The organism is Mycobacterium sp. JS623, assembly GCF_000328565.1.
Taxonomy (GTDB): domain Bacteria; phylum Actinomycetota; class Actinomycetes; order Mycobacteriales; family Mycobacteriaceae; genus Mycobacterium.
This window is the reverse complement of sequence record NC_019966.1, coordinates 4,885,272-4,900,973: the sequence shown is the minus strand read 5'-3', so window position 1 is coordinate 4,900,973 and position 15,702 is coordinate 4,885,272. Positions and strand designations below refer to the sequence as shown.

The window sequence follows — 15,702 nt, the reverse complement described above, 5'->3', positions numbered from 1 at the left end:
GACAATCAGTCGCCACCCTTCCCGAGCATCTCCGCGGCATGGACCGCCATCAACACGGGCAGCTGATACAAGATGTATGCGAGCTCCGACGCATCGGTGTCGGCCCGCCACCGGTACGGTATGTCGTCCTCGTGCTGGTCGTGTTGGATCGGGTCGACGCCGGTCGCCCGCACGGTGACCGTGTGTTGGCCGACCGGCAGCTGCTTTGCGCTGTCGTAGTTGTCGACGACATCGGTCCACGACAGCTCGTTCCAGGTGGCGACGGATGTCGCCGCGGCGCCCGCGTGCGGCACGTCGAGCCCGAATCGCGGCTCGCCCGGGCGCTCCTTGATGACGAAGAACCAGCCCGGGTCCTCCTCGCCGTCGATGATCTGTCCTCCGGCGGCGTCCTCGGCGGTCAGGTCGAACCCGAAGAAGTAGATGTCGGGTGCGACCTTCGCTTCGTAGAGCGGTGTCTTCACCAGTGTGGTGGGCGGGACGCCGGCGGGCAGGTCGGCGAGCGTGCGCGGTTTCGACTTGTCGATCGCTCCGTTGTGGCGCTGCCAGACGGCGCGGTGCGCGTACACGACGGCTGTCGGGTACTTCTTCAACAGCTCACCCCTGATCGCAAGAACGAGTTCGTCCTCCTTGTCGCCCTGTGCTTCGCGGTTGTCTTGGTCGCCGAGGCCGGTGTCTGTCGACCAGCGGTGGAGCTTGGGTATGTCGAAGAGCCGCTCCCGTAACGCCGACGAATCGGCGCCGGGTGTGGTGAGGAAGCTGGTGACGTCCCAGAACTGGCGGAAGTAGCTGCCGCGCTGGTCGGTCGGGTACTCCCGCCACAGCAGCTCACGGGCGAACTCGTGATTGAGACCGACGAGATACGCCTCGATGAATTTCTGGTTGGTCTCCAGCAGCGTGATCGAATTCATCGGCAGCAGTTGAATATTCGGCAGAAAGTACTCGCTCGACAGGTCCATCAACGGGGAGTACATCGGGTCATCGATCTCCGGGTACACCATGACCTCGCCGAAGTCCTCGACCAGTAGGTCGGCGATGCGGTTCGGGATCTCGATGCCCGCGCGGATGTGGCGAGGGACGGTGGTGACCGGGTCGAGACCGGCGTACGTCGCCGCCTTGATTGCTGTCAAGTCGAGGGGTGACCGCTTGATCACGGGGATCGCCCGCTCTGCGACGTCGACCGTGTAGGCGTTGCGCAGCGCTTCCTTGAATCGATGCGCAGTCGTTGAGTCTGCTGCCGGGGCTGGGCCGGGGGGCGGAAGCGATCCGGACGTCGGTGGCGGGATGTCAAAGGCGCTACTGGACGGCAGCTCGTCGACGGCATCCGGTGTGCGCGTCTCGTCGTCGACGACGCTCGCCGGCCCGGCCTGCGGTTGTTTCGCCAGCTGCAGACGGAGCCAGAAGAACAGCGCCACCGCGGCGATCAGCACGATGATCGCGAGCACCCATCCGACTGCGGGAATGATCAGGCACGCCGCAGCGGCGACGAGTGCAATGAGAAAGAACCACACCGGCCAGCTGGACCCACGGTGCACCAGATTGCGTAGCCAACTCGGCAGCGGCGAGCCGGCGCTGCCGTCGAGCGCGTCCGCAATGGCGGAGCCGGTCGGCAAGTTCGGTGGCACGGTCTTCGGTGGCGCCGCCGACACTTCGCCCGCGTTCACCCGCTCGACGAGCTCGTTCGGCGGCTGCGAGGCCGTGAAGCCGCCCAACTTGGTGACCCGGGCGCGCGGTCGCACGGCCTTGCGCATCGTGGTGCCGACCAGCGTCGGCGGCACGATGCTCTGCCGCATCGTGAACCCGATCGCCTTTCCGTCGGCGAGCAACCGCCGATGCACCGGCGCGGTGACAGTGAGCAGGCGGTCGTCGGGCGCGGTCGCCAGCTTGCCCAACCGGCGTCGGTGCAGGACGAGTGAAGCCTGAAGTGCCATCTGGCCGAACCTGATTCGCGAGTTCGCCTCGAGCACCTTGCCGACCTGCTGCCAGGCCGACTCCATGTACGACTCCTGGTTCTTCTGCACGACGCCCGTGCCCAACCCCGCGGCCACCCGATGACGAGGGTCGAGGTTGAGCTCGTCGACCCAGTGCCGCAGATCGGGGTCGGCGCGGCCGGGATCGAGCCGCGATACCTGCGCGTGCCAGCGCCCGTAAAGCGGCGGCACAATCAGCGGGTCGCGGTCGGTTGCGATCGCGGGGATGCCCGACGCGGTGTTGGCGTCGGCGGGCTCCTGCTCGGTGTATTCGCGACTGAGGTTGACCAGTCCGGCCATGCCGGTTTGGAACGGATGAGGCCCGGGTCTTGCCCAGTTCTCGAACTGTTCGTACTCGGCGAGGTCGTCGTCGCTCAGCGTGAGCAGCGGTGCCCGCAGCGCGCCACCGAGCCGTAGGATGCCGCCGAGTTCGGGGATCGGGGGCAGGTTGGCCCCGGGCTCGAGGACGTCGATTGGCCGGTGCCCGACCTGCGGGTCGACGGTCTGCGGCACGAGCAGGCGGACGAGGTACTCGAAGTCACCGACCGCGCCGGTGCGGAACGACCATCGGTGGTAGATGGGATGCAGATTCGGTTCGGCATCGGCGCGCCCTGCAACCCATGCGCCCTGCGTCGGAAAGGCGGCGCCGTTCGGGTCCTTCTCCAACCCCGCCAGTCGGCCCGACTCGAACGACGGGACGACGAACGCGTGGTAGCCCGTGTTGGGCCGCAGGATCCGGGGACTGAGCAGCCGTGAATATGCCTGATCACGGTTATCGGCGACAACGTCGCCGAGCCGGATCGCATTGGACTGGTGATCGGCCGGGTTGCCGCCGAGTGCGGTGTTGACGTGGACATGCGCCCACGCCCATAGTGTGTCGAAGGCGGGAAACACTGCTGTGTCGGGGACCTCGATCACGGGAAGTCTTCCGCCGGAAGGCATTCCGCGATCGACGAACTCATCGTCGGTGACCACGAGCAAGGTGAGCCATGGCCGCAACCGGCGGTCGGCGGCGAAGGTGGCGGACGGCGTGTAACGCCACGGGAAGTCCTCGTCGTAGAACTCGACGAACGGCAAGTAGTTGGTCTCGAAATTGGTCACGCCCGGCCGTGGCTCGGTGCGCACGATCGCGGCGCCGTCGGTGCCGATGATGTCGCCCGGCCCATAGAGCTGGATGGTGCGCGGCACTGGCTGCGACGTCGACGTGCCGTCGAGCAGATCGGCATTGATGGTGAGCGTCAATGGGATTGACGCTCGGATCCCGGGGACCGCCGCCTGGTCGGCTTCTTGCACGCGGCCGCCGAGGCCCTGCCGGGCGAACGGCAGGAAGGTGTACGCGGCGATCGGAGGCTGCGTCATGCGGCGTTCACTTCCGCGGTCGGGATCACGTGAATCGACTCGGCCAGTGACGGATCGGCCGCGAGCGTGGCGTTCAGATACGCCGACGCTTCGGCGTGGCTGGCGAACGACGACCCGCCGAACGCGGTGTTGTCGGCCTGGTTGGCGACGACGAAGCCTGCGGTGGCGACGGCGACCTTCGAGTCGAACGGCTGGCGCTTGGTCTCCGTCGCGAGCGAGAGCGCCGACCTGCAGACCGAGGCGCCGAGGGCGAAGTGCTCGAAAAGGTCAGGCCAGAACCGGAAGTACGGCGACGTGAACCGCTCGTGTGCAGTGTCGACGAGGATCGTCTCGTACCGGACGGTGCGGGTGGACGCCGGACCGGTAGCCCAGGGCGCGCCGTCGGCGGCGAGCTCGACCCCGCTTTCCAACATCTCGAACGCAGGCGCGGACAGCTTGGCGGCGTCGTCCATGCTGCGGAACTGGGCGGGCGCGAATCGTTCGCGCATCGGGCCACGGACGGCGAGACCACCCGCCGCGACCGCCACGGTCGCCTTCTTGATGTCAGCCGGCTTCTGGTTGCCGACCTTGTCGAGCGGCAGACCGAGCGGAATGTATCGCTGGCTGATCTGCAGCGTGCCGATCGGGTGCAGCACCAACAAGGCGGCATCGCCTAGATCGCGCAGGCTGACCAGCAGACGACCTGACGCGGGAACCGTCGCCCGCCAGCTGTCCAGCTTTTCCAGCTCGGCCTTAAGCGCCGGGAGCACCGGCAGCGGTGGCAGTACCTCGGCGCGGCGTTCGCCGAAGGTCTCGTCGATGTCCACGTCGATGTCGAAGAACAGCAGGGAGATCGTCGCCGAACCACTGATGTGCCACGGCGTCGGGCCTTCGAGCGAGCCGCGCAGATGGATGCCCCACACGCCGAGACCGAAGACCTTGACGCAGAAGCCGCATGAGATCTCGACGATCAGGTACAGCGGTGAGAACCGGATCAGCGCGTCGAAACCGAAGGTGCCCTGCACGCTCAGCGCGGAGAAGCCGAAGAAGGCCTCGGCGTGAGCTCCGAGCTGGACGGTGTTCGTGGTGACGGCCAGATAGGTGTCGATGCGGATGCGGGCGAAGCTCTCGTCGATGATCGACAGCGTCAGCCGGTTGGGCGTGGGGAACGGCAGCGGAGGCGGTTTGAAGCGGGGATGGAAGCCGCCCACGCTGAGAACGAAGTCGGGGTTGTCGCTGAAGTCCATCAGCAGCCCCATGTCGCCGTCGAGCGGCATGAACAAGATCCGCGACTCGAAAAGCGATGCGAAGAACCAAATCCGGCGCTTGTCGAACTCGAGGGCCCCGATGAAGGTGACTTGCAGGACGATCAACGCCGCGTCTTCGGTGGGCAGTGCCAGCTTCAGCCGGCCGAGGATTACGACGTTGCCGGGGATCTCGATGATCACGCCGAGTGAGACCGAGACGAGCGTCGGGGTGCCCCAACCGATCTTGGCCATCGGCCCGATCAGGAATGTGCCTTCCTTCGGCGGGAAGATCGTGCGCAGATCGCTGATGATCCGGGGCGCGTTCTCGATCACGTTGGTGGGGAACAGGATTCCGTTGACCGCTCCGGTTCGAACGCCTGCGGCCAACGGTTCGAGCATCATGGCGCGGTTGAGGCCGAGCAGGCCGCCGACGCCGATCAGCGAAAAGCCGTACCCGAGCTGGAAGCCGGGGTTGAACTCGGCGGTGATGATCACCAGCATCGAGAAGCCGGGCTGCCCGCCGGGCAGCTTGGTGGTGATCAAACCGATCGCCTTCAGGGACAGGAAGTCGGCGAAGGTCAACTCGAGCGCGCCGGCGTACTCGCCCTTGTCGAAATCTAGGTAGAGGTAGCCGCCGCCCTTGACCACGCCGGCGTCGATGCTGAGACCGACGCCGTTGGGTGGCTTGAACCCGAGCGCCACGTCGGCTGGGCCGAGGTTACCCTTGTGATCGGGCGGGAACGTGAGAGTGGCTGTCAGTCCTACGTTTTCGACGATCGCGGTGAGCACCGACAGGTCGCCCTTGATGGTGGTTGCGAAGTCGATCGGGATGGCGCCGTCGCGGACGTGCACTGCGATCATTGCGCCCATGATCTCGACCGGGCCGAGTGAGATGTGGGCGGGCAGGATGATTTCCAGACCGCCGCTGCCGCCGAAGTACAACCCCTGGGTAGTAGAAAAACCGATGGTCAGGTCGGTGCCGATGGTCAACCCGTCGCCGGGAAGCAGTTTGGCGAGGAACGCGTCGCTGTCGTCGGGTCCAGGCTTGATGACGAGCTTGGCGCCCTCGACGGCCACCTCGACGAAGATCTCGTACTCGCCGCCGGCGTGGAAACGGGCACCGCCGAGGGCGGAGATGCCGGTGGTCTCGAAGCGGCTGGCGTCTGCGGAGCCGACAAGGACGGTGGGATCGCCCTGCCCGCCGAAGCGCAGGCCGATGCCGACCGTGCCCGACGCTGCCGATGGATTGCCCGCTCCGCCGAAGCCGGTGAGCAGCTCGATGTCCGTGTCGGGACGGACGAGCGCGCCGACGCCGCCATCGAGCGCGACGGACCCGTCGAACACGAGGCGAACCGTGTCGCTGAGGTCGACACCCTCCTCCAATCCTGCGGTTCCGTACGGCAGCACCGCGAAACCCGGCTTGGCGGAAGCGGTTTCGGGCAGTACAAGCAGCCCGACACCGGCGGCCGTCGCCACCGTCGACTCACTTTGTAGCAGCACCAACCGCACGACCATGTCGAGCGCCGCGGTGGGCGCGACCGCGCCGGCCGTCAGCTGGGCCGCGACGCCGGGATCGAGCAGCGTCTGACGCACGCGGCCGCCCCACGCGTCGGCGAGACCCGCCAGTGCGAGCTGGAAGTCGAGGCCGCGGAAGTCCGACGCGCCCCACCGATAGCTGTTGCGGTAGAAGGTGAGTGGGTCCGACAGCAGATCGCCGAAGTCCTCCCAGGCCACGACCTCACGCACGAACGCGGGACGGGGCGGCGCAGCCACCTCCGGGATGAAGCGAACGATGCCAAGAGCCAACAGCAGGTAGCCCCACCGCGGCTGCTGGTTGAGCAGGTACTCGCACACCAAGTAGTCGACGAGCTGGCGGGGGAACTCGTTCGCGAAACCCGGCGGCAGGCCGGCGCCGCCTGACGAGATGTCGGAGATGGCGGTGAACGCAGCGCGTACTCCGCCGATGACCGCCACCGGATCGAGGTCGTCGGCACCTTCAATCAGGTTGAAGAACTGACTAGCGGGCGCCTGCAGCGCGGTGACGACCGCAGGTGCGGGAACGATGTCCCAACCGAGTCGCCGCAGGAACGTGTTCGTTGCGCTGTCCGACGAAGTGCCGTCAACAAGCGGCTGCAGCGCCAGGCCCAGTTGTGCCGCCAATTCGGTGAGTGCATCGTCGGCCATCGGTCAAGCCCGACCGAAGAAGGTGTTGTTGGACTCGATGAGGCCGTTGAGCACCGCTGGGTCGGTGCTTCCGACACCGGGATAGAAGTTGTAGATCAGTGGACGGGTCGACGCCGGCGTGACGGTGCGATCGACGATCGGCAGCACGACCGTGTAGTCGAACCGGCGGCCGCGGGCCACCAGTTCATGTGTTTCCTTGTTTTCCGAGAACGACCAATGGTGACCATTCATGTAGTCGTCGAAGTTGTTGAAGCCGCGACGCTCCCACATCGGCCATGCGTGGTTGTCTGCGAAGCGCGCGTCGGCGCGGATGCTCGCGCGGATCATGTCGAGTCGGTCGGCGTCCTCCTTCGGGATGGCACCGGGAGGGCGGTGTGACCAGTCAACTGGCTCGGTGTCAACCCGGAACTGCCTGTCGACAGTCACCGACGTCAGGTTCTCGATCGTCCGCCCGAGGGGAAGGGTCGTCTTGATCGCCCGGTTGTCCTTCGTGATGTCTTGCGGCACCAACGCGGCCCAGTCGGCATCCGGAATCGGGGTGCCGTCGTGGTAGGAGAAGTGCGCGTTCTTGTATGCGGCGATGAGGTCCGCACGCTTGGCGAACCCGCGGAAACCCTTCCCCGATGGCACCGCCTTCGTGCGCACCATGAGTTCCTGCGCCATGTACTCGTACATGCCGTTGTGATTTGTTTCTGGGAGCAGGCCGTGGAAGTGTCTCGGGGCGGTGACGTTGACGTGGTCCCCGAACACCTGCTTCATGCGCACGAGGAAGGGATTCATCGGTTGTTGCCCGCTGCGAAAGCGGTTCCTGCCGATGTTGCAACCCTTGATGTGCACACTGTGCGTCAGCGGGGGCGGTGGCGTCGCGGGCTGAAATCCGATCAGCGAGTCGGGAATCTTGGCCGGCATCGACGGTCCCAACGCCTGATCGAGGACCTCGAAGTCCGTCACATCAGTCGGGTCGCCAAACACATCGACCGAGCCGCGGAACAGCTGGACGAACAGGAAGCCATCGCCGTCGGCATGGGTGGCGATGTAGATATCGCCGATAGGCCTGGTGACGCTCGCCTGGTTGAACAACCCGTTGAAGATGAAGTCCGCGATGTGACTGGGAACGCCGTGGACGCTGATCGCCGGTGTGTCGCGCTCGAACCGAATCTGCATGTTGTCGAAGTAGGGCCCGAACTTTGCCAACATCCCGTGGTCCATGTCGAACCCCCCACCGAGCCCGCGGCAATCAACACAGCGGACGGTGCCGCCGCCGACAAGTGTAGAGTTCGCGGCCGCGTGGCGGGCGTACTTCTACTTCTCCCCGCATTGCGCCTCAGCTCAATTGCGGTCGCAGCGCGCAACCGGAAGCATCCCGCGGGTGATGTCATACAAAATGTCCCCGAACTAGGCGCCATGATGCAGTCGCGCTAGTGGCGAGTCGTCATTCACCCTACGACCCCGCCGGCGGACCGGGCTACTAGCTCAGTCCACGCGTGTTGGCGCGTCAGATACCTTTACGAGCTGCACCTCCGGGCGGGCCGGCACTTCGTCGGCGAGGAACCACCTGAACGCGAGATTCCCGCGCGGATAGTCCAATGTGGTCAGCGAATTCGGGTGCTCCGTCAGTCCGCGCGAGACAACAACGGTGACTGACCCATCGGCATTGGGCACCGCGCTGTGGCCGTTGACCGAGCTGCGCGCGTCGTTGACGTTGTGGGTGGCCATGAACTGGTTCCACACCACCAGGTTCCAGAACCGGCACTTCGGCGGCCGATGGGTGATGACCAATGCCTCGTCGTCCTCGAGGACGAAGCTGCCGTAGGCGTAGCACGCGTCGCGGGCCGACCAGCCGAAGTTGGCGTCGGGCACCTGATACGGGTCGGCGAATTCGTTTGCCACTTGGGATATTTCATGACCGAGCTGGTGTGAGTCGTCGACGCGTACACCGACCGCGAGCGGGACAATCGCGAACATTGTGCGCAGCCACGCGGCACTGGCCCGAAGAGCTGCCGCGGTTTCGGCGTCGCCATGCCGCACCGGCTCGGGCTCGTCGAGTGCCTCAATATGCCAGCTGACCGGTCGGCCAGTGAGCGGATCAGCCTGGTAGTCACGGGTCATCAGCACCGCCGCGTCGGGCGTCGGGCCCAGCTCGAAGGAGAAGTTGCCCCCGTCATCGATGTCGAGGTCGTCGTCACGCATGATGGCCACGATCCGATCGGACCACTGGCCGGGCGACGGTTCGTTGTATGCCGTCACCGAAAAGTACACGCTGTCACCCTTGTTGCCGCTGATGCGATAACGGCGCTTCGGATCCACCGGACACATGTGGTAGTACGCGTCGGTGTTGTCGCCGCCCCACCGTCGGTCGCGGCGGAACGGCGTGTTGACTTCGACGAACTGAGGCCGGCTCGGCTCGGAGAACAGGTAGGTGTCCAACGCGACGCCGAGCGTCGTCGCGAGCATGCGGTAGCCGTCGGCGATGTGCCGGTCGTCGGTAACGGCACGATCACCTTCGAGGAATGAGCGATCAAGCCCGGCAAGGGTTTCCAGTAGTTCGTGCCATGCGGCCGTCGACTCGTGCGTCATACGCTGATTCCTCTCAATATTAGGTTGGCGGTTCGCTCGACCCATGCAGCGTCAAGGACCCCGCGGGTGAGTAGTGCCAGGAAGGTGATTCCGGCAAGGGCCTCCGTAACCTCTGCCGCGGTCACGTCGGGCCGAACCTCGTTGCGCGCCAATGCTTTATTCAGCCGGTCGGTCATGCCCTGCGACAGAATGCCGCCGAACCGCTCGAGCAGCGCCGCGTGCAGCGTCAAGTCTGCGGCCATTTCGCCGACGAGACCCGGCAGTGCCGCCCTGGCCGCCGGCGTGGTCAGCACTGCCGCGGTGCGTCGCACCATCTCCCGCACGTCGTCGGTCAACGACCCGGTGTCGGGGAGCTCCGTGCCGCTGTGGATCGGGAACACCGCCTCGTGCACGAGGTGCGCCTTGCTGGGCCAGCGTCGGTAGATCGCGGGCTTGCTGGTGCCCGCCCGGCGCGCGATGGCATCGACCGAGAGTTCTGCGTACCCCGTCTCGCCGAGCAGCTCGACCGTCGACTGGAGGACGGCGCTGTCGATGCGCGGATCTCGAGGCCGGCCAAGGTCTGTTGTCATTACGAAACTCAGAGTAACATAAGTCCGCGTGACCCACGCCACACCCGAATTCGTCCAGCCAGACGACCTACACGAGCCCCGGTTCAGCCCCGAGGCCCAGCAAATCCGCGACATGATGGCCGGCCTCGCGGCCGATTGCCCCTTGGATGCGGAGGCGTTGCACGCCAGGGCGATCGCCGACACAAGCCTCGACGACTTCGGTCCCGACGATTACCGCGAGCGGCTCGACGTCTACCTCGCGGCGCTGCATGACATCGACGGCATGCACGGCCCGGGCGTCGTGAATTTCTTCGGTCAGCTGTCGCAATGGCTGAAGAACCGACTATTGCTGACCGACCTGCTCAAGCGTCACCCCGAAATCCACGACATCGAACTGCTGCCACCCGTGGTGATCGCGGGCTTGCCGCGCACCGGCACCACGCATCTGCACAACCTGCTGGCTGCGGCGCCGACGTTCCGCACGCTGCCGTACTGGGAGAGCTTCGAGCCGTTTCCGCTCCCCTCCGAGGAAGGCATCGAGCCCGACCCGCGGGCGGCGCGGATGGATGTCGCCGTGACGGTGATGAACACGCTCATGCCGCACTTCGCGCTCATGCACGAGATGACCACCGAGCATGTGCACGAGGAAATCCAGCTGCTCGCAAACGATTTCTCGACGATGTTCATGGAGACGCTTGCACACGTGCCGCGGTGGACCGAGTATTACCTGGCCCACGACCAGACGTCGACCTACGAATACCTGGCCACCCAGCTCAAGGCGCTGCAGTTTCTCCGCGGCGGCAGACGCTGGCTGCTGAAATCGCCCCAGCACCTCGAGCAACTTCCGGTGTTGGACAAGGTTTTTCCGGGCGTCGCCGTCGTGTGCACCCATCGCGACCCTGTGCCTGTGGCGATTTCGATGGTGGCGATGCTGACCTACTCCGCGCGCATGCATCGGTCACCGGTGCCGGTCGAGGAGATCGCCGCCGGTTGGATCGACCGCCTCGAGTTGATGCTCAACGCGCTGGTGCGCGATCGCGGTGCCCTTGCACCGGAGCGTTCGATCGATGTGACCTTCGACGAGTTCATGGCCGACGAACTCGGTGTGGCCGAACGCGTTTACGGCCTCGTCGGTGAACGGGTGACCGAGGACGCTCGGGCTGCGATCGTCGACTATCTCGGGGGCCACCAGCGGGGTAGGCTCGGCAAGGTCGTCACAACGTGTGAGATGTTCGGGCTCAACGAGAACGAGATGCGCGACCGCTTTGCGGAGTACGTCAACCGATTCCTGTCGTAACAAGACTGCGGGCCTGGCGCGCCTCCAGCACAAGGATGCCGACCAGGCAGATGGCCGACAGGACCGCCACGGCGACCGCGAAAGTCACGCCAGCCGTTTGCAATCCCCAATGCTGGGCCGCTACGCCCTCACCCACCACGGGCAGGGAGATCGCCACGTAAGCGACGACGAAGTAGGTGGAGCTGACCTCGGCGCGCCGGTCGGCGGGGGTGCGTTCAGCAACCGCCGCCAGACCGCGGCTGAAGCTGATGCCCTGGCCAACACCCGCCACCACGGCGGCCGCAACCAGGCCTATCAGCGACGAAAGTTGCAGCGCCACAGCAAGAATCACCATGCCCACCACCAGGATTCCGCATCCAATAGCGACAGCGCGTTGTGGATTGAGGTTGCGGCCGGCAATCTGCGCTGCCGCCGAGGCGAAGAAGATCGAGCTGGCAATGAGTCCGGCGATCGCATGGTTGTCGATGCCGACGACGCCGGAGACGAACGACGGCGCCACGGCAGCGAACAGCCCCGTCACCGCGAAGCCCGCGAATGCCGCGAGCGAGGCGACGACGAAAACGGCGCGCACCTCGGCAGGCACTGACAGTCGTTGCACGCCGATCTTTCCGGTGCTCGCGGACGTTTCCGGGACGATCAGCACCGCGGCGCCGGCCAGCAGCGCCAGCACGATGTGCACGATGAAGCTGAGGTGCAGTGGCGCAGGAGCGTATTCGACGAGCACACCGGCAAGCAGCGGTCCGATACCGAGCCCGCCCATATTCGCGACGGTGGCCACCGCGGCGGCCCTGGCGCGCCACTTTTCCGGTGCGGCCTCGATCACGGCCGCGGTCGCGGTGCCGGTGAAAATGCCTGCCGAAAGCCCCGACAAGACGCGTCCCACCAACAACAGCGAGACGGAGTCGGCGACCAGGAACACGGCGGCACTGGCCAGCGCGGCCACCACGCCGGCCAGCAGCACGGGGCGTCTGCCGATCGCGTCGGACCACCGGCCGAACACCAGGAGCGCGAAAAGCACGCCGGCCGCGTAGGTCGCGTAGATCACGGTCGTGGTCAGCACCGCAAAGTGCATCTGCTGGCCGTACAGCGCATACATCGGTGTCGGCAACGTGGTGCCGACCATGATGGCCGCGAAGGCGTACGCCAGCAGTCCGAAGGCGAATCGTCGAGCGGTCACGCGTGAAGATAACCCACCCGACCGCCCGAGTAATCCCCCGAGGATGTGATTTCGGCGCGCCCACGCCCGCTCAGAGTCCGTGAGCGCGCCGAAATCGCTCCTAGTGGCCCACCGCCTTCTCTGCGCCCACACCGGTCAGCGTCCGCACCTCGAACTCGGCGTTGAGCTCAGCGTCACCGCGATCAGACGACGTCAGCGCGCCGATGATGCCGAGGATGAACGCCAGCGGAATCGAGACGATGCCGGGATTGGCCAGCGGGAACCAGGCGAAGTCCACGCTTGGCAGCATCGCGGTCTTCGCCCCCGACACGGCGGGGGAGAAGACGATCAACACGATGGTCGAGATCAGCCCGCCGTACATGCTCCACAGTGCGCCGCGGGTGTTGAACCGCGACCAGTACAGCGAATACAGGATCGTCGGCAGGTTGGCCGCCGCGGCCACCGCGAAGGCGAGCGCGACGAGGAACGCGATGTTCTGCCCGTTGGCCAGGATGCCAAGCCCGATGGCGACAATGCCGATCACCACAACGGTGATGCGTGACACGCGCACCTGCTCGCTCTCGCTGACCTGATGGCTCTTCAACACACTCGCATAGATGTCGTGCGCGAAAGACGTTGCCGCCGTGATGGTTAGGCCCGCCACCACTGCGAGGATCGTCGCGAACGCGACGGCCGAGATGATGCCCAGCAGGACCACACCGCCAAGCTTGAACGCCAGCAACGGCGCGGCCGAATTCTGCGCGCCGGGTGCCGCCAGGATGGCGTCGGGCCCGACGAGCGCCGCGGCGCCGTAGCCCAGCGCGAGTGTGAACAGGTAGAACGCGCCGATCAGCCAGATCGCCCACACGACCGAGCGGCGGGCTTCCTTCGCGGTCGGCACCGTGTAGAAGCGCATCAGCACGTGCGGCAGGCCCGGATGGCCGTGATCACGAACGTCGACACGAACTGGCCAAGGCCGACGAGAAGGCCGCCGTTGATATTGCCCCAGACCTTGATGGCCATGAAGTCGTGAGCGAACGCGCCGAGCAGCACGTAGGCGAAATACCAGATCAGGAAGAGGGCGCTCATTGGAAAAACAAAGCGGCGCAGCCTATTTCGTAGTTCTTGGAATTCCGGGCTGGCCTGCACAGCCAAATATCGCTCACCGCTGAGGGCGGTTTCGTGGGGCGGATGTTGGGTCTCGGGCGCAGTGACTCCTGACCTCGATGTGTAGTTGTGCGCGCGGCAGCCTCATGAGACCTGCGTCACAATAAGCTAGTTCCCAGGCAACTCCAAGCTGAAACCCGCGTTCTAGACTGGGAGCGTGGCGAAACTGCAGCTAGTTCAAGATCCGGCGGCCGACGCGCTGCTGGAGTCCAATCCCTTCGCGCTGCTGGTGGGAATGCTGCTGGATCAGCAGTATCCGATGGAAGCCGCGTTCGCTGGGCCAAAGAAAATCGCCGACCGCATCGGCGGGGTGGACGCCCGCGAAATCGCTGACTACAACCCGGAGGAGTTCGCGGCGCTGTGCTCGAAAACGCCTGCGATACATCGTTTTCCGGGCTCGATGGCCAAGCGGATCCAGACGCTCGCGCAGATCGTCGTCGACCAATACGGCGGTGAGGCGTCGGCGCTGTGGACGGCAGGAGATCCCGATGGCGCAGAAGTGCTGCGTCGACTCAAGTCGTTGCCGGGCTTCGGCGAGCAGAAGGCGAAGATTTTCCTAGCGCTGCTGGGCAAGCAGTACGGCGTGACGCCGAAGGGGTGGCGCGAAGCGGCGGGGGATTACGGCAAGGCCGGGTCGTTCATGTCGGTGGCCGATGTGAAGGACGCGGGGTCGCTCGAGAAGGTGCGGTCATACAAGAAGCAAATGAAAGCAGCAGCGAAGGCCGCGAAGGCCTAGCTTCCGTGGTGCTCGTGCTCCATGTCGAGCTGAGCCAAGGACGTCAGGATGTGGGCGACGACGCGGCCGGTTGCGGTACCGGTGTCGAGTCCCTCTTTCAGTGTGCGCAGCCGGATTCCGCGGTCGGTGAGATCGGCGATGGTGCGCGTCACCTCAGCGGCGGAGCGGCCGAGCCGGTCGATTGCGACGACGATGACTGTGTCACCCGAACGCGCGTAGCTCAGCATCGCGTGCAGGCCGGCCCGCACGCGCTCGGCGGAGTCGGACAACTTGTCGGTGAACACGCGCCGCGGGTCGACGCCTGCAGCGTTCAGTTCCGCGAGCTGTCCCTCAAGGTTGTGCTCGACGGTGCTGGCGGTGGCGTAGCCCAGCGTGCAGGTCACGAACCCAACGTCTCATGTGACTGCGATCAGCGGAAGAGACAACGTCGCTTCGTGGTCGCATTGAGTCTGCATTGAGCCTGGGTAACGCCGAACTGTTATCCATTGGCGACATGCTGGCCTAGCTGCGCGAGATCAGCGGGTTGTCGCTCAGAGGCGGGCAAAAAGCTGGATCTCGGAAGGACTGCGCGCTACTGGAATTCAGCGGCCTCCTAAGCGATGAAAGGCTCGCCGTCGAACCGTTCGCGGGTGGCGATCTCCGCTACCGGCTTGCGTTTGAGCTTGGTGACTTGGTGGACCGGCTTGCCGAGTGGGAGCAGTGCGGCAACCGCATAGTCGTTGGGAATCCCGAGAAGTTGCTTGAGCCGTGGCTCCTCGGCGACCGCTGCAGTAGTGAGCACGCCGCCGTAGCCCTCGTTGCGGGCGGCCAGCAGGACGCTCCAGACAAACGGGTACACCGATGCGCCGGGGACGACGCCGATCCGGTCGAGGTCTTGGTCAAATGCCGCGACGACCGCGAGGTCGACGCAGACCACCAACACGACAGGCGCGTCGCGCAGTGGTGACCCGGAGGGCACCTCTACGGCCGCAATCGTCTCTGCGTCAACTCCGCACGGCTGCAAGGGATTCCACGGGCCTTCGCCGTTGCGAATCTGGGCGATGTAGCGGCGGGCGCCGGGGATGGCGAGCTCGGCTAGCTGATCACGGGTCTGTTGGTCGCGGACGACGATCGCGTGCGTGCCCTGTCGGTTGCCGCCAGTTGGCGCGAACCGGGCGTTGTCGAGGATGCGGCCCAGCACTTGGTCGGGCAGCGGGTCGTCGGTGAACTGGCGGGTGGCGCCCGTTGTGCGAATGACGTCGGAGAAGTCCATGACCGCCATCTTGGCCGATATGCGATCGTGAACATATGAAGACTCATTTGAACTGCCCCTGCGGTGAGGCGATCACCGGCAAGGACGAGGACGACCTGGTCGAGAAGGCCCAGGCGCACCTGTCCGAGGCGCATCCCGGCCGCGAGTACGACCGGGACGCGATCCTCTTCATGGCGTACTGACTTATGACCTACTGATCTCCCCCGACGAGCGACCGCGTTTGTACGCGACTC

At 65.5% G+C, this 15,702-nt stretch carries 11 protein-coding genes and 2 pseudogenes; 3 read left to right on the top strand and 10 right to left on the bottom strand.

Annotation, left to right across the window (positions count from 1 at the left end; all coding sequences use genetic code 11):
• Nucleotides 1-5 precede the first annotated feature (5 nt).
• The 5 genes from MYCSM_RS23885 to MYCSM_RS23865 all read right to left on the bottom strand — a co-directional run bounded on the left by MYCSM_RS23885 (nucleotide 6) and on the right by MYCSM_RS23865 (nucleotide 9,882).
• Nucleotides 6-3,326, bottom strand: coding sequence for a hypothetical protein (locus MYCSM_RS23885; RefSeq protein WP_015308742.1), 3,321 nt, complete (start codon nucleotides 3,324-3,326; stop codon nucleotides 6-8).
• Entirely contained in the window at nucleotides 3,323-6,736 is a 3,414-nt protein-coding gene (locus MYCSM_RS23880; RefSeq protein ID WP_015308741.1) for a DUF6603 domain-containing protein, read from the bottom strand. The genes MYCSM_RS23885 and MYCSM_RS23880 overlap by 4 nt, the downstream gene beginning before the upstream one ends.
• A gap of 3 nt (nucleotides 6,737-6,739) precedes the next feature.
• Nucleotides 6,740-7,933, bottom strand: coding sequence for a hypothetical protein (locus MYCSM_RS23875; RefSeq protein WP_015308740.1), 1,194 nt, complete (start codon nucleotides 7,931-7,933; stop codon nucleotides 6,740-6,742).
• 276 nt (nucleotides 7,934-8,209) lie between these two features.
• Nucleotides 8,210-9,313, bottom strand: coding sequence for a DUF1214 domain-containing protein (locus MYCSM_RS23870; RefSeq protein WP_015308739.1), 1,104 nt, complete (start codon nucleotides 9,311-9,313; stop codon nucleotides 8,210-8,212).
• Complete coding sequence (locus MYCSM_RS23865) at nucleotides 9,310-9,882, bottom strand: TetR/AcrR family transcriptional regulator (RefSeq protein WP_015308738.1); 573 nt, start codon at nucleotides 9,880-9,882, stop codon at nucleotides 9,310-9,312. The genes MYCSM_RS23870 and MYCSM_RS23865 overlap by 4 nt, the downstream gene beginning before the upstream one ends.
• Nucleotides 9,883-9,994: 112 nt before the next feature.
• Here MYCSM_RS23865 and MYCSM_RS23860 point away from each other — a divergent pair, with 112 nt between their 5' ends.
• A complete protein-coding gene (locus tag MYCSM_RS23860; protein ID WP_083906425.1) occupies nucleotides 9,995-11,158 on the top strand; it encodes a sulfotransferase family protein in 1,164 nt (387 codons plus the stop codon).
• Here the strand turns inward: MYCSM_RS23860 and MYCSM_RS23855 are convergent.
• The 3 genes and pseudogenes from MYCSM_RS23855 to MYCSM_RS23845 all read right to left on the bottom strand — a co-directional run.
• Nucleotides 11,139-12,335: an MFS transporter gene (locus MYCSM_RS23855; protein ID WP_041312601.1), complete on the bottom strand. Its 1,197-nt coding sequence runs from the start codon at nucleotides 12,333-12,335 to the stop codon at nucleotides 11,139-11,141. The genes MYCSM_RS23860 and MYCSM_RS23855 overlap by 20 nt on opposite strands.
• Before the next feature lie 100 nt (nucleotides 12,336-12,435).
• Nucleotides 12,436-13,257 (bottom strand): annotated as a pseudogene (locus tag MYCSM_RS23850) (solute symporter family protein); the annotation flags it as partial.
• Nucleotides 13,251-13,469 (bottom strand): annotated as a pseudogene (locus MYCSM_RS23845) (DUF485 domain-containing protein); the annotation flags it as partial. The pseudogenes MYCSM_RS23845 and MYCSM_RS23850, both read right to left, overlap by 7 nt.
• 169 nt (nucleotides 13,470-13,638) lie before the next feature.
• Here MYCSM_RS23845 and MYCSM_RS23840 point away from each other — a divergent pair.
• On the top strand, nucleotides 13,639-14,217 hold the full coding sequence (locus MYCSM_RS23840) for an HhH-GPD-type base excision DNA repair protein (protein ID WP_015308735.1): 579 nt from the start codon (nucleotides 13,639-13,641) through the stop codon (nucleotides 14,215-14,217).
• On the opposite strand, the gene MYCSM_RS23835 is transcribed toward MYCSM_RS23840, so the two are convergent.
• Nucleotides 14,214-14,600, bottom strand: coding sequence for a recombinase family protein (locus tag MYCSM_RS23835; protein ID WP_015308734.1), 387 nt, complete (start codon nucleotides 14,598-14,600; stop codon nucleotides 14,214-14,216). The two genes, MYCSM_RS23840 and MYCSM_RS23835, sit on opposite strands and share 4 nt — an antisense overlap.
• A gap of 209 nt (nucleotides 14,601-14,809) precedes the next feature.
• On the bottom strand, nucleotides 14,810-15,469 hold the full coding sequence (locus tag MYCSM_RS23830) for a nitroreductase family protein (RefSeq protein WP_041314799.1): 660 nt from the start codon (nucleotides 15,467-15,469) through the stop codon (nucleotides 14,810-14,812).
• 35 nt (nucleotides 15,470-15,504) lie between these two features.
• Between MYCSM_RS23830 and MYCSM_RS36190 the strand changes: the two genes are divergently transcribed.
• Nucleotides 15,505-15,651 carry a DUF1059 domain-containing protein gene (locus MYCSM_RS36190; protein ID WP_015308732.1) on the top strand — a complete coding sequence of 49 codons (147 nt, stop codon included), beginning with the start codon at nucleotides 15,505-15,507 and terminating at the stop codon, nucleotides 15,649-15,651.
• Nucleotides 15,652-15,702 lie beyond the last annotated feature (51 nt).

What these genes read in the sequence shown, in the direction of transcription:
- MYCSM_RS23885 (WP_015308742.1), bottom strand. Translation starts at nt 3,326, where the DNA reads ATGACGCAGCCTCCGATCGCCGCGTACACCTTCCTGCCGTTCGCCCGG.
- MYCSM_RS23880 (WP_015308741.1), bottom strand. Translation starts at nt 6,736, where the DNA reads ATGGCCGACGATGCACTCACCGAATTGGCGGCACAACTGGGCCTGGCG.
- MYCSM_RS23875 (WP_015308740.1), bottom strand. Translation starts at nt 7,933, where the DNA reads ATGTTGGCAAAGTTCGGGCCCTACTTCGACAACATGCAGATTCGGTTC.
- MYCSM_RS23870 (WP_015308739.1), bottom strand. Translation starts at nt 9,313, where the DNA reads ATGACGCACGAGTCGACGGCCGCATGGCACGAACTACTGGAAACCCTT.
- MYCSM_RS23865 (WP_015308738.1), bottom strand. Translation starts at nt 9,882, where the DNA reads ATGACAACAGACCTTGGCCGGCCTCGAGATCCGCGCATCGACAGCGCC.
- MYCSM_RS23860 (WP_083906425.1), top strand. Translation starts at nt 9,995, where the DNA reads ATGATGGCCGGCCTCGCGGCCGATTGCCCCTTGGATGCGGAGGCGTTG.
- MYCSM_RS23830 (WP_041314799.1), bottom strand. Translation starts at nt 15,469, where the DNA reads ATGGACTTCTCCGACGTCATTCGCACAACGGGCGCCACCCGCCAGTTC.
- MYCSM_RS36190 (WP_015308732.1), top strand. Translation starts at nt 15,505, where the DNA reads ATGAAGACTCATTTGAACTGCCCCTGCGGTGAGGCGATCACCGGCAAG.